At 33.0% G+C, this 14,145-nt stretch carries 11 protein-coding genes; 1 reads left to right on the top strand and 10 read right to left on the bottom strand.

All coding sequences use genetic code 11. The features are described 5' to 3' along the window. Positions 1 to 84 precede the first annotated feature (84 nt). Positions 85 to 1,719 carry a PglL family O-oligosaccharyltransferase gene (locus GW12_RS03625; protein WP_034583523.1) on the bottom strand — a complete coding sequence of 545 codons (1,635 nt, stop codon included), beginning with the start codon at positions 1,717 to 1,719 and terminating at the stop codon, positions 85 to 87. A gap of 87 nt (positions 1,720 to 1,806) precedes the next feature. Here GW12_RS03625 and GW12_RS03620 point away from each other — a divergent pair, with 87 nt between their 5' ends. After that, a complete protein-coding gene (locus GW12_RS03620) occupies positions 1,807 to 2,985 on the top strand; it encodes a glycosyltransferase family 4 protein (RefSeq protein ID WP_227504122.1) in 1,179 nt (392 codons plus the stop codon). A 110-nt stretch (positions 2,986 to 3,095) separates the two neighbouring features. Here the strand turns inward: GW12_RS03620 and GW12_RS03615 are convergent, their stop codons facing one another. From GW12_RS03615 to GW12_RS16150, 9 genes are all read right to left on the bottom strand, one after another. After that, on the bottom strand, positions 3,096 to 4,160 hold the full coding sequence (locus tag GW12_RS03615; RefSeq protein WP_227504121.1) for a glycosyltransferase family 4 protein: 1,065 nt from the start codon (positions 4,158 to 4,160) through the stop codon (positions 3,096 to 3,098). A 35-nt stretch (positions 4,161 to 4,195) separates the two neighbouring features. After that, the gene (gene glf / locus GW12_RS03610) at positions 4,196 to 5,293 is read right to left on the bottom strand and encodes a UDP-galactopyranose mutase (protein ID WP_034583518.1); all 1,098 of its coding nucleotides are present in this window, start codon (positions 5,291 to 5,293) and stop codon (positions 4,196 to 4,198) included. Next, on the bottom strand, positions 5,286 to 7,082 hold the full coding sequence (locus GW12_RS03605; RefSeq protein ID WP_034583516.1) for an HAD-IA family hydrolase: 1,797 nt from the start codon (positions 7,080 to 7,082) through the stop codon (positions 5,286 to 5,288). The genes glf and GW12_RS03605 overlap by 8 nt, the downstream gene beginning before the upstream one ends. Positions 7,083 to 7,094: 12 nt before the next feature. Beyond that, positions 7,095 to 8,795, bottom strand: a complete 1,701-nt coding sequence (locus tag GW12_RS03600) for a bifunctional 2-polyprenyl-6-hydroxyphenol methylase/3-demethylubiquinol 3-O-methyltransferase UbiG (RefSeq protein WP_034583513.1) — start codon at positions 8,793 to 8,795, stop codon at positions 7,095 to 7,097. Between the two features lie 2 nt (positions 8,796 to 8,797). Further along, positions 8,798 to 10,510, bottom strand: coding sequence for an ABC transporter ATP-binding protein (locus GW12_RS03595; protein WP_034583511.1), 1,713 nt, complete (start codon positions 10,508 to 10,510; stop codon positions 8,798 to 8,800). A 5-nt stretch (positions 10,511 to 10,515) separates the two neighbouring features. Beyond that, on the bottom strand, positions 10,516 to 11,364 hold the full coding sequence (locus GW12_RS03590) for a glycosyltransferase family 2 protein (protein ID WP_034583509.1): 849 nt from the start codon (positions 11,362 to 11,364) through the stop codon (positions 10,516 to 10,518). A gap of 7 nt (positions 11,365 to 11,371) precedes the next feature. Next, complete coding sequence (locus GW12_RS16155; protein ID WP_034583506.1) at positions 11,372 to 11,722, bottom strand: type IV pilin protein; 351 nt, start codon at positions 11,720 to 11,722, stop codon at positions 11,372 to 11,374. A 41-nt stretch (positions 11,723 to 11,763) separates the two neighbouring features. Then, positions 11,764 to 13,596 (bottom strand): hypothetical protein, encoded by a 1,833-nt coding sequence (locus GW12_RS03580; RefSeq protein WP_152598519.1) that lies wholly within the window; start codon positions 13,594 to 13,596, stop codon positions 11,764 to 11,766. A gap of 86 nt (positions 13,597 to 13,682) precedes the next feature. Continuing rightward, complete coding sequence (locus GW12_RS16150) at positions 13,683 to 14,000, bottom strand: prepilin-type cleavage/methylation domain-containing protein (RefSeq protein ID WP_375730987.1); 318 nt, start codon at positions 13,998 to 14,000, stop codon at positions 13,683 to 13,685. Between the last annotated feature and the right edge of the window lie 145 nt (positions 14,001 to 14,145).

Below are 14,145 nucleotides of genomic sequence, written 5' to 3'. Positions count from 1 at the left end.
TTATTTCAGGACGGGACATCAGATACACGTAAAAAAGCCATCATGATGATGGCTTTTTTATTGAGTCAAATTATTGGTTGAAGATTATTTCGGCATGTCTTTGACGATATCTTCATAGCTGAGTGCAGTTTTCTGAATCGCATTCAATCGCCAGAGCTGATGATGTGCTTCGTCAATATAACCATTATAAGCCAGCAAACGGATGTACTTGATGAAGTTGTACTTAGTCGGATAGCTCGCCACCAGCTTTTCATATTGATGAATCTCCTCTTTACCCACTTTGGAATAAGGGTTTAAACGAATCCAGTTAATCCGGTGATTAAATTCAGTCAACAAATAAATCGGTTTCTGATTGGTAATTTTTTCTGGTTCATGTTCATAACGGATGCTCTGTCCCAGTTTTGGTACTACGGTATCGTAATCACGGTAAATAACCGCCAACAGAACAACCCCAACCGCAAAAATAACTTTCATAAACCAGGTTGGCATCGTAAAAGTTTTGTATATATCTGTTCGCTGGGCCAGCACTGTGCCCATAATAAAACCGACTGGTAACAAGAAATAAGCATAGTGCTGCGGAAACTCAAACATCATATGCGTCACAAATGCGCCGATCATCAACATGCCAATCACGGATTCTGGTGTTTTCACCCAGCGTTGCAGCTGGTAGCCCAGATAGCCGAAATAAGTAAGAAAAGGTACACCAATCACGGCACCATTCCAAAGCAGGAAATCGATAATGAAGTTATGGGCACTACGGATCCAGACTGGCCCTTGCACCGTATCTGTAATAGAAACAAACGCCACACTGGTCTGATACCAGCCATATCCCCACCATGGCTCGGCAGCGATGGCGTGCAGCATCTGTTTCCAGATCGCCATACGTGACATATCTCCAGTGGCACGGGATACCAGTTCACGGCTATAGATATCCATGCCTGTTAGTTGTGCAATAAATGGACTTAATAAAGGAAAAAGCAAAATACAAAAGATAAAAAACAATAGCCAAGCTGTACTGTAATACCATTTCAGGCGAATAATGCCTTTGTATTGATAAAATGCCAGATAAAACAGAATCGCAGTTGAAGCCACCCATGCTGTCCGAGATTGACTTAAAGCCACACCCATCACGATTGGCACCGCGCAAGCGATTAGCCATTTGGTCTGGATTTTTGTCTTTTCATAAAGATATAGGCAACTCATCAAAGACATGAGCAAAAAAGTCGCCATATTATTGGGTTGGGCAAAGTTGGCAAATGGTCTTGTTGTGCCACTGATATTCATCATACCCGGTAAAACAGCATCCAAATTAGACCACTGACACAAGGCAATTAGACCCGTAATGATTCCTGAAACCAGAAATACATAGCTTAGATGGGTAAATGTTTCTTCCCGATTAAACTGACCTGTTGAAAGATTATAGCCCACTACACTCGCTAGCCAGAAGCTCAACACATAGAGTGCTCCCATCATGGCTGTACTAAAGAAAAACACCTGCCCTGCTAACAACTGAATAAAAGGAACACATGCCAGTGCCAATAAAGGTAAACTTATCGCAGGTAGTCTAATTTTGTCTTTAAAAAATATGGCTACAAGAGCAAATAATGAAAAAAATGCATAAAGCTCACCTGTATAAGTGACCCATGGGCGGTAGTGCACGGGGATGAGCCATGCTAGAGAGATGAGAATAGCTGCTATTAGGGCGAGCATGAATTTCATGTGAACATCAGGCAAAAAAGGTTTTGCACATGATAATCAAAAAATAGTTGGCTGTGAAAAAAGCATTTAAAATTCTATGAATCCAGTATGATATTAACGGCGATCAAATTTAAATATATTAATGATATGGGCCAAAAAAAAATTTTAATTATTACTCGAAATCTTCCACCTCTAATTGGTGGAATGGAACGACTCAATTGGCATATTGCAGATGAACTGAGCCGTGAACATGAGATCCTGCTTCTAAGCCATTCTCAGGCAAAAAAACAAGCACCTTCAAAATGCATTTTTTTCGGTGTAACCCTTCATCCTTTACCTTTATTTTTGATTTTAACTTTTTTAAAAACACTACTTATTTGCTTACGCCATAAACCGGATGTTCTTTTTGCTGGGAGTGGTTTAACTGCTCCAATTGTAGTCTTTTGGGCAAAGTTTTTTAGAAAAAAAAGTATCGTCTATATTCATGGTTTAGATATCGCAACTAATCATTCGATTTATAATCTAATTTGGATACCAATGATTGGTATGGCTGATAAAGTGATCGCAAATAGTACGCCAACACAAGATATCTGTCTTAAAAAGGGCATATCTCAGGAAAAATTATCTATTATTTATCCGGGTGTTACTTATCCATCTCTTGAGCGAAATGAGAAATTAATTCAATCTATTAAAAAAAATTATCAATTAAATAATAAGAAAATATTAATCTCTGTTGGGCGTTTAACAAAACGTAAAGCTTTAAAAGAATTTGTGGATCTTGCCTTACCTAAAATTATTCAAAATGAATCTAGCACCCAATTAGTTATTATTGGTGATACACCATCTCAATCTTTAAATAAAAATCTTCAAACAAAAGAAGAAATACTTGAAATAGCTAGATATCACCATATTGAAGATCATATTAAATTTATTGGTAACATCTCTGATGACAAGATTCTTTCATCGTGGTTTCATTTAGCAGATATACACCTTTTCCCTGTAAAATATATACCTGATGATCCTGAAGGATTTGGAATGGTAGCTATTGAGGCTGCAGCACATGGCACTCCCACTGTTGCATTTAAAACTGGTGGTATTGTGGATGCAGTCGAAGATAAAAAAACAGGGGTTCTCATAGAAAATCAAGACTATGAAAATTTTGTAGAATGTACTCTTAAAATTCTCAACGAAAATATTCACCTATCTACTGAAGATTGCAAGAGTTTCGCGAATGGATTTTCATGGGGAAAATTACGCGAAAAATTGAATAGAGTAATCTCAAATTGATAATATTTTGAATATCCGACAGATTAAAAAATAATTATCTTATTATTCAACAAGCCATCCAATTGTCATGTCAACTGCTTATATATTTTATAATGACATTCGCTTATATTTTAGAAAAATAGCGCGTTGAATTTATGATTTAATTGCCCAACAGACATTTCCCAAGTTGATACGTCAATATTATGGTTTGTTAAATTATTTAATCTATCTAAGCTTTTTATTGCCAATTCATGACTATTCATAAACAGTTGATCATCTTCTAGCAAATAAGTCATATCACCCACTGCAGATGAAACCACATTTAGATGACAAGCGAGCATCTCATAAGCTTTTTGCGGAAAACAATATTTTCCAAATTCATCATTTGGAATACACATGACGCCAATATCTAATGCTTGAAAAAGTTTCGCAACCTCATGATGTGCCAATAAACCTAAATATATCACTCTATCATCTTGCGGCAATGGTGTTTCTAACTCAGTAGGACCAGCTAATACTAAATAACATTCAGGATTTTCTTTCTTTATTATTTCCCAAGCATCAAACAATTCATGAATACCTTTCATTTTTGTCAGTCCGCCCGCAGTACCAATTAATGGCACACGCAAAGGTAAACCTAAATATTGTCTAGCTTCCACCTTATTTCCAACATGAAAAATATTTTGATCAATAACACTTGGCATTGCAAAAATATTTTTGACATTAGGGTGATCATTTTGAATTTTATTCGCTAATGATTGACTTGTGGTTGTAATAATTTTCGCTTGATTAAGCGCACGATGAAATAAGGTTTTTATCAGTGGAATTTTAGCTTGACCATATGCTTCAAAATTATCATATAAATCAGCAACAAATGGAATATTTAGTTTTTTAGCCACCCATGCACCAAGAATAATATGCGGAATATCTGATGCAGAAATAATGATATCTGGTTTTAATTTTTGAATATTACTTAATAATTTAAAAGGATACGAAACAATATTAACTTTCTTTATGCCTTTATAGCTCTTTGAATGCCATTTCAATTTCTTTTTATTTGTAGATTCATCCCAAACTCCATTTTCATGTGATTGATAGCTTAAACAAAAGCATTCGACTTCATGACCTAGAAGAGCTAATTGATTCGGAATCTCGTATAAGCGTGCATATTTATCCAATATGACATCTTTGGACATATATTGACGCTTACACAAGAATACGATTTTCAATTTTATTTACCTAAAATTTTTTCTACTGCATTCAAAGCTGCACCAACAACCTGATCCATGTTGTAGTAGCGATATTCAGCAAGTCGCCCAACAAAAGTAACTTTTTCTTCTGCATTTGCAAGTGTCTGATACCGCTTAAATAACTCCTCATTTTCATCACGGGGAATTGGGTAATATGGATCACCTACACTTGTTGGATACTCTCGAACAATTGATGTCGATGGGTGCGTTTGCCCTGTTAAATGTTTAAATTCAGTGATTCGAGTAAAGTCAAAATCATTAGGGTAATTGACCGTTCCGACACTCTGATACTGTTCCACATTATTCAAATGTTCATGTTCGAAACGTAATGAACGATATGGCAAATGTCCGAATTTATAATCATAGAAAGCATCAATTGGACCTGTGTAAACGATATGATCAAACTGAGCATCTTCATTCAAGACATCCTTAAATTCGGTAGAAAGACGAACCTCGATATTTGGATGGTTTAACAGGTTTTCAAACATCACTGTATAACCATATAAAGGCATTGCTTGGTAAGTATCAGTAAAATATCGATCATCTGAATTCGTACGGGTTGGAATACGCGCTGCTACCCCTGCTTTTAATTGTGAGGGATCTAATCCCCATTGTTTTTTTGTATAGTTTAAAAAGAATTTTTCATATAAATCACGACCAACTGAATTCAGTACTACATCTTCACTTGTTTGTACTTTATCTTTGGGCTCACGTACCTTTTCATAAAATTCAGCTGCTTGTTCTTCTGTTAAATCTAGATCATACAACTGATTTAAAGTATCTTTATTAATTGGGAATGGATATTCTTTACCATTTACCACACTACGAACACGATGCTCGTATTTATACCATTTAGTATATTTAGAAAGGTAGTTAAAAATTCTTTCGCTGTTGGTATGAAAAATATGAGGCCCATACTGATGAATTAAAATTCCATTTTCATCTTTAACATCAAAGGCATTACCTGCAATATGGTCTCGTCTATCAACAACTAATGTTTTATGTCCTGTTTCTGCTAATTCTCTTGCACAAACAGAGCCTGCGAAACCCGCCCCAATAATTAAATATTTTCTAGTCATTTAAAAATGCTCTTATTTTTCTATATAAAACCTTAAAATTTTCATAAAAAATAAAAAATAATACATGATGAAAGAAAATGGAAAATAGATAATATCTTATTATAGAATGTTTTTTTAACTCATACATGAAATATGATTTCCAAGGGGCTTGTAGATATCCTAAAATAGAAAAATTTTTAAATTCAATCAAAGAGGACTGTAGTGATCCATTGAACCCGGCTGAATGAGATAAATCTTTAAGCTCATTGATCAGATCAGGTTCTATATTCATAAATTTACTTTTTATAAGCTTACATATTGAATTATAAATATATTTCTCATCCAAATCTAACTGTATAATTAAATTTCTAAAATCTCTAAAAAAATCTTCCGCTCCTTCTTGGATTCTTTTTCGCTTATCTAGTTGAGTAATATTTTCATCTTCTGTAAAAATAAAATCATAACCAACATTATTTTCTTTAATTGTATTAAGACTATATTCAGGCTCTGTAAAACAAAATTCAAATATTGAAAGAGCTTGAAAAATATAAAAATAATATTTTGATGGTCTCTTATTATTAAATATAAATCCTACCTTTCCTGAATGATTATTTAGAACACCAACATATAAACCTATTATAGAATTATTTTCAGGAAAAATAACTGAAAGAGAGTCTTGAATACTCCCTCGCCAACCTATGTCAACAAAAATGATATTTGATCTAATTCCATGCTTTTTAAGGTATTTTTTTACAATTTTATATTCATTAAGAAGTTGATATTTAAAGTCATTAGACTCTAATAAATAGGCATCTAGTTCTTGTTTGATATCCCAAACCATTTTCCCTTTGAAATTGTCAGGGCATTTCAAATTTAAGCGCTTAAAAAATTCATCACAACTCAAAGATCCTTCAAAGACTTTATCATTATTACCTGAGCAATGAACTTCTGGGATATATACTAATTTCCTAGATATTCTCGTATAGAATGTTTCAACCTCTTGATTATTATGAAAAATATTAAATGCTCTCTCAAATAAATATGAGTCTCTAGCACTGAAAACCACACGCTTTTCTTTATTAAAATTTTTAATAAATCCCGAAAAAGCATACGCAAATGGACCACAAAATTCATAACCTAAATTATACAAGGGATCCTGTGACGTTCGTGAAAAAATATTAAAAACATTATCACTTTTATAATGTTTTACATTTCCCACATGATGAACATTAATTCCCATTTTACTAGGAACAACTACATCAGACCATTCATTATCCCCATAATGATACATGTCTTTAAATTTAATATTATGTGCATCAGCAATATATTTAAAAATATTCCCTGTTGCTTTAGTTAAGCCAATATCTGAAGAAACATAAAGATAGTCGTAATATATTTTATTCACACTTAAAATTTCAATAATTACATCTTTAGGCAAATACATATCTGAAGTAATACATATTTTACCCTTACCCTTTATGGCATTTAAAATTCCAATATTAAAATCCAAGGGATAAATAATATTTTTTTCTATTTTAACCTCTAAATCCATTACCTCATTAGGGTTTTTTACAAAAAAGCTAATTATTTTATAAATATCATATATGGATACATCTTCTGTTGTTTTATTTTTAATTATTCTTGAAATTTTTTCGCAAAAAACCCTTATTTTATAAAAACCAATTTTTTTAAAGAAAAGATTTCTATAATTAACTACATTAGTCGCCTCAATTAATAAAAAAACATCTTTTGGTTGATTTAATTTCCTGGATACTAATGTATCAAATAAGTCAAAACTATAGAGTTTCACAAAACACCACAATCAAGAGAAAGATTTAACTAATTTATTAATTGCCACAATTAAAAATCTACGAAAAAGAAATTTAGCATTATTAAACCTATAATCAAAGACATATCTCATATTTATTTCTTTTTCAAGCAAAGTTTTTTCTTCAACTTTTAAAATTGAAGATTTATTTAGAAAATCGACTTCATTTGAAAGATAAGATAAAACAGTTTTTTTATCAATTGAAGGAAATTTTATTTTCATTATTTTGAAAACTATATCAAATACTTTCTTACAAGAAATATGATTAGTATATTCAAATGAAGAAACTCTAATAAGCGAATTAAAAATAGCCCTAAAATACAAATAACCCAAATCTATAGATTTTTCTTGAGAAAACTCATAATCAATAAAATAAGAATTTTTACCAATTATTAAATTAAAAGGCGTAGCATCAATATATTTACCTGGAACTTTTTCATCAAACTCTATTTTACTTAAATTTATTTTTTTTATTAAAAATAAAAACCAGACTTCCAACCAATTATAAATCCCAATAACACTCCAATTTTTTTTATTAATTATTGAGAATATAGTATTCCAATAATTATAGGCATTTTCGTCTATATATATTTTTTTATCTTGACATAAATCTTTAACAAAAGTTTTAGAATCTTTCCCAAATACAATACTGTTACAATATTTATTTTTTCTAAAAAAAGAATAATACCATGCAATAATATTGCCATGAAAATTAAAATCTTTTTCACTAGCAATTAATAAAAATGAATTTGAAACATCATCTAACATATTATTTTTACATGAGTTGCTCATCAACCCTTCTAAAGAGCAAGTGTACATAGTATTAAGTAACTGCGGATCTTTATGTAAAACCTGCAATAATAAATCACGAACTAGATTATTTTGAAAATCTTTCAATCCCAATGGGGTAATTACTAATGAGGGAAACTTATAATCAGGAAATGGTAAAAAAATTTGTTTAAACCCCAATCCTAGATTATCAATTTTATTTAAAAGCTCATATTTCCCATATGTACATACACCCTCTTTTTCATAAGAATCATTTATTCCTACCATAGGTTCAAATAAATGATCTTCCTTTGCTCCAGATATATATTTAGCACCCAACTTATTTTCTATTGCTATTATTAATTTACCATTTTTATTTAAATTTAATTTACAAAACTCAAGCAAAATCGAGTCGCCATTTTCTCCCAAATATTTTTTGGCATACTCAAGCACACCTATTAGCAAGACGAAATCAAATTCAGCTCTTTCTTTCAAATCTTCGGTTGTACCACAAATGATGTTAACATTTTTTAAATTTCTACATCTTTCTCGTGCAATTTCAGCTCTTTTTTTACTGCCTTCAACAGCAACAATATTTGCACCACATTCTGCTAAAAATCTTGTTATTGTCCCACATCCACAACCTATTTCGAGAATATTTTTTCCTCTAAAGTCATTTTCAAATGGTTTTAATAATAAACTTCTCTGCGGACTTAAGTAATATAAAGAAGCCCAATCATGAATTTTTTCTGATAACTCAACCGAATCAGTTGATAGGTCTTTTGTGTTCCGAAACAACTCTAAAATATAATTTTCTTGCTCATCGCCATCCGAATAATAGAAATTATTTATTCTCTCTTTTGACCAAATATTTGTTTTAATATCTAAAATAAGATTATTTAACAAAAAATAATTTTTTAAATTCATAATTACCCCAACAATATTTTTTTATCCACATATAAAATTTCAAAATGCTTATGTGAAATTAAAATTATTGTTTTCCCAATATTCTTGATCGATTCAAAAACTAAGTTGGCTGTCTCAGCATCAAGTGAACTCGTCACCTCATCTAAAAACAGAACTTCTGGTTTTTTATATAGTGCTCTCGCAATACCTATACGTTGTCTTTGCCCACCAGAAAGCATTACACCTTTTTCACCGATTATTTCATCATATCCATTATTTAAATTTTGCATAATAAATTCATCTATCTGTGCTAACTTTGAAGCATACTTAACTTGTTCTATGTCAATCTCAGATTTAGGAACACCAAATGCAATATTTTCTGCGACAGATTTATTTGCCAGATAAATAAATTGCGGTACATAACCCACCAAGTTCCGCCATTCTCTTATATTACTCTCATTTAGCTCTCTATTATCAATATAAATTTTACCATGTTGCGGTGTTAACAATCCCAACATAATATCCATTAGTGTACTTTTACCACTTCCGCTTTTTCCTATAATTCCTATGCTCGTGTTTTTTTTGATTTCAAGATTAATATCACAAAGTACTGGCTTATCAGGATAATTCGGATAGGCAAAGCTTATATTCTCCAAACGGATAGTCTGTTCAAACTCTAAAGAAGCTGCATGATTGATAAGATCCTTTGAGGATTTTTCTTTTTCCAAATCAAATTCTGGGATTAATATATTTAATACTTGCTGGGAAAATTTAATCTGTGAAATGGCACGATAAATATTTTGCGCTGCAGGTAACATCCGGTAAGCAGCGAAGCCATATAAGCCAAGTACGGGGAGTATTTCGGAAACGTCTTTGCCTAGAACAACTAAAAGCATTGCTAAACCGATTAAACATCCATAACCTACCGTTTCAATAATATTCAAGGGAACTTGCCCTAAAGTATCCCGTGTAGCAATGTGTCTAGCAAATACACGTGAAGATGTCTCAAACTGATCTATATAGCCCTGTTTTGCATTATTAATGATGACATCTTTAATACCAGCCAAGGCTTCCTGACAGTTTTGATAACGTTCTTTATTAGCTTGGGTAAACTCTTGTCCAATTTTACTTAGCTTTTTTTTCACCAATACATAAATAGTGATATAAAAAAAAGCTAATGTGCCTGCTGTTCCCAATGCTATAATTGGGTTATATAACAACAAAATTCCAATCATAGCAATTAATACAAGCCCATAAGACAACATACTCAGTGCAGGTAAAATCATGGACCAAATCAACTGATCTACTTCAGACAATACATTTTTGATTAAAGATGCACTATTCCTTTGAATAAAAAACTCGTAATTCTGTTGCAGATATATTTTGAGTAATCGCGATGAAAAATAGTGCCTTTGCAGGCTTGCAAACCGGTTAACTGCATATTGTGTTATTATTTTTAAAAATGCTGAAAAAACGACAATAATAAAAGAAATACTTCCCAAATAAATAACTACTTGTTGAGAATTTTTTGCTCCAGAATACTCTTGAAGTATTTTAAGTATAGGAACTGTCTCTACAATAGCTGGATTTGATAAAACAGCAAGAAAAGGCATAATTGAAATCACACCAGCTGACTCGATAAAAGCCATGCCCACGACGAGAATTAAAACATAAATTACTTTGCGCTTATCTAACTTAGTTAATATCCCCCAAAGCTGTTTTAAACTTTTCAACATAACACTTATTTCTCTTTATACATCAATGCAGTCACTTGCTCAGAAATCAGCCCCATTAGGAAAATCATGATACTGCCCGTATAAAGCAAAGCACTCATATTGGTAAAACGATGAAACTCATACAAGGTATAACCATACCAGGCTGTTCCCATGAAAAATAGTAAAAATGAAATTGGCAAAAACATTTTTAATGGTGAAAATAGCGTTGCGATTTTAAAAATAATTAGAAAAAACCGAATACTATCTTTTAGAGGATGAATATGACTTTTACCAATACGTTTTGCCGCATGAATTGGTACATAAGTTACGGAATATCCCGCCCTAAAAAATGCCATTGTGCTTGTAGTAGGGTAAGAAAATCCATTAGGCAATAAATACAAAAATTCTTTAAATTTTTCTGCTCTAACAGCCCTGAAACCTGAAGTTAAATCCTCAACCTTATGTTCTGTCATATAAGTTGCGAGGTTATTATAAAGCGCGTTAGCCACACCTCGCCCTAAACTGGCTTGAGAACCTTTCTGCCTCGCACCTACAACCAGATCATATCCCTCTCCTATTTTTTCTAATAATCGAGGGATATCTTTTGGATCGTGTTGTCCATCCGCATCCATAAATACAATCACATCCCCCGAAGCATGACGGGTACCTGTTTTAATCGCAGCTCCATTGCCTTTAGAGTAAGGATGAGAGATCACCGTTGCACCTGCTTGCTCTGCAACTTGCTGAGTGGAATCGGTAGAACCGTCATTAATGACTAGAATTTCATTGACAATGCCTAGCGCATGAATTTTTTTGATGGTATCCCCAATTGCACCTGATTCATTTTTTGCAGGTAAAACTATAGATATAAACATATTATACTCAAGGGGCTAAATGACAATCTGCTGTACCAACTTGGCATTCTACATCTTGCTTCAAAGCTGAATTCCCTTTTAAAGGTGTGACAAATATTGTTGACCCATTGATTCTATAATCCATTTCAGTAGGTATTGGAACTACTTTTTCACAAGCTGAAGGATTATAAATAGGAACAGTGATATTATCAGCAAAATTTGCAACCACAGTATTCATATAAACTTTTGCTTCGGCCAAACATGCACTATTTACTGTTCGTTGCATATAATTTCGGTATGTTGGCAATGCTAAACTCGCTAAAATTGCAATAACAGCAATTACGATCATCAACTCTACTAACGTAAACCCTCTCACCATTTTGTTACCCCAATTCAGTATATCTCTAAAATTCAGAGCTTCTATTTTTTATATTTTTTCATTGCTTTTAAATGATTGACCCAATCTTCTTTTCCTACTTCGGTCAATTGTGAATATAAATCTTGAATTGCCTCAGCATCTTGAGGATTAGTTTCTACAGCTTTTTCAAAAAATGGTAAAGCACGCTTCTCATTAATACCATGATAAACAAAATATCCAATACCAAGATACTCCGGAAATTCAAACCAAATATCTTTGATTAAAGCAATTTCAAATGCTTTGATGACCTTTTCTCGATCCTTGATCAAACCTTTTTCTACATTATTTTTTAGAAATAATAGACTAATACGTTTCTCACCCAACCGACTATTTAACGTTACAGGCGCTTTCAAAGACTGATAATATTCCTGCCAGTCTTGATCTTTTGCCATACCAGCCATAGATTTAAATAAGACCTGATTCCCCGCCAATGAAGCATCATCAGGAAAATTTTGTTGTGCCTGTTCCGCAATATGAGCCGCCTGTTGCAAATAATATTTATTTTTTGTTCGATTATATAATTGATAATAGCTTCCTGTATATTGCATCCAGGCACGTCTAGATTCAGGCTCTAAACGTACCATCTTCTGTGCTAAACGAATTGGATCACCCCATGTATAAGCTTGAACAGTTGTACTGACAGCAAATAAACTCAGAACTAAACTAGATACTGTGGTCAACACAAAATTTTGATCATTAAAATAGCGTTTTTTGATCATTAACAGTAGATCTGCGACTGCTAAAATAATACCCAATAAAGGTAAATAATTACGATGTTCAAAGACGAGTTCTAATGGAATAACATTGCTCGAAACAAAGTGTCCTGCAAAAAAGAAGAATATTCCAAACGCAAATAATGGGTGTCTTAGTCTCCACATCCATGCCCAGGTCATCAAAGCAATAATAGTTAATATAGAAGTAATTGTTGTCCATGGCTGCCATAAACTATGTGAAATAGGATAAGTATCATAGGTAAATACAAATGCATCAGGTATGGGCCATAGTATTTGCCCGATATACATCATTAACACACGTGCTTGTGTCAATAAACGTTCAATACTATTAAAATCTCGCCCACAATAATCTAAACAGCCATAACGTGGAATAATCACAAAACAATATGCAAGGATAAATACGATAAAAAACAAGGTATAGCTTTGTTTTAAACCACGCTTTACGATTACTTGGCCTGCATTAAACCTAAAAATAGTAACTTCAATTAGTAGCGTCAATAATGGAAAAATGATTGCATCTTCTTTACATGCCAATGCCAGCAACCATGCAACGATCGCAAGAACACCATATCGTCGCCCTCTCCCCCCAGCAAGTTGAACTTGCCGCATCACCAGATAAGACCATAATGCTAGAAGCATAAACATCACTTCCATAGTCTGCATCCGCTGAACAATATATAAAACAGAAGAAACTTGCATTGGATGGATGGCCCACGCAAGTGCAATGATTAAAGCTCCCCATATTGCGTGTTTCGCATTCCAATGAACAGCCAATAATAGCTGGCGAACAAAACCCAACATAATAAGGGATGTCAAAGTATGAATAATGAGATTGGTCACTTTAAAGGTAAATGCATCCATCCCTCCCGCACGCCAGTAGTCAATTGCAAAGCTGAGCATCGGCAAGGCACGTTCACCATGCCCATCATGGAAACTTAAAGCCGCATAGATAAACTGTTCTATATTAAAATGATCTACATAAAGACGGACATTCTGAAGGATGTTTGGCATATCATCCAAAAAGAAATCCCCAGATACTCCCAAACTAAATACTAAAATAACAATTAATATAAATCCAAATACTGTAATACTATTCCACATTCTTCTTGCACTTTTTAATAAGTATCTAAATTATAATAAAAAAGCACCATAAGGTGCTTTTTTATATGATTAAATCTAAAGCTAGATTATGATTGGACTCGGCAACTACCTGTACCAGCATCACAGATTGTTGATTTTTTCAAAGTAGATGTACCTTTTTCATATGGTACAAAGGTAATCGAATCACCAGCTTGATAGTTAGCGATAGTAACCGTAGGAGCAGTTTCACATGCTGCTTTTTTAGGAGCTGCTGGGTTACGGCCATCCGCAGCATCAGCAATTGCTGTACCTAGATATGCTTTTGCTTCCCCTAAACACGCACTGTTTGCAGAACGTTGCATATAGTCACGGTATGCAGGAAGTGCAATCGCAGCCAGAATACCAATGATCGCAACAACAATCATTAATTCAATAAGGGTAAAACCCTTTTGAGTAGTTTTCATAACATTCTCCACAAATGTTTTGTTTAATTATTAAGCTTAAAAAATAAAGCTAATTTATGAATAGCATCAAGTATGCCAATACTTATTATACGCCAATCTCAACTTT

This window comes from Acinetobacter sp. HR7, assembly GCF_000773685.1.
Lineage (GTDB): Bacteria > Pseudomonadota > Gammaproteobacteria > Pseudomonadales > Moraxellaceae > Acinetobacter > Acinetobacter thermotolerans.
This window is presented reverse-complemented; position numbering and strand designations above follow the sequence as displayed.

What these genes read in the sequence shown, in the direction of transcription:
- glf (WP_034583518.1), bottom strand. Translation starts at nt 5,293, where the DNA reads ATGACTAGAAAATATTTAATTATTGGGGCGGGTTTCGCAGGCTCTGTT.
- GW12_RS03595 (WP_034583511.1), bottom strand. Translation starts at nt 10,510, where the DNA reads ATGTTGAAAAGTTTAAAACAGCTTTGGGGGATATTAACTAAGTTAGAT.
- GW12_RS03615 (WP_227504121.1), bottom strand. Translation starts at nt 4,160, where the DNA reads ATGTCCAAAGATGTCATATTGGATAAATATGCACGCTTATACGAGATT.
- GW12_RS03590 (WP_034583509.1), bottom strand. Translation starts at nt 11,364, where the DNA reads ATGTTTATATCTATAGTTTTACCTGCAAAAAATGAATCAGGTGCAATT.
- GW12_RS03620 (WP_227504122.1), top strand. Translation starts at nt 1,807, where the DNA reads ATGATATTAACGGCGATCAAATTTAAATATATTAATGATATGGGCCAA.
- GW12_RS16150 (WP_375730987.1), bottom strand. Translation starts at nt 14,000, where the DNA reads ATGATTGTTGTTGCGATCATTGGTATTCTGGCTGCGATTGCACTTCCT.
- GW12_RS16155 (WP_034583506.1), bottom strand. Translation starts at nt 11,722, where the DNA reads ATGGTGAGAGGGTTTACGTTAGTAGAGTTGATGATCGTAATTGCTGTT.
- GW12_RS03580 (WP_152598519.1), bottom strand. Translation starts at nt 13,596, where the DNA reads ATGTGGAATAGTATTACAGTATTTGGATTTATATTAATTGTTATTTTA.
- GW12_RS03600 (WP_034583513.1), bottom strand. Translation starts at nt 8,795, where the DNA reads ATGAATTTAAAAAATTATTTTTTGTTAAATAATCTTATTTTAGATATT.
- GW12_RS03625 (WP_034583523.1), bottom strand. Translation starts at nt 1,719, where the DNA reads ATGAAATTCATGCTCGCCCTAATAGCAGCTATTCTCATCTCTCTAGCA.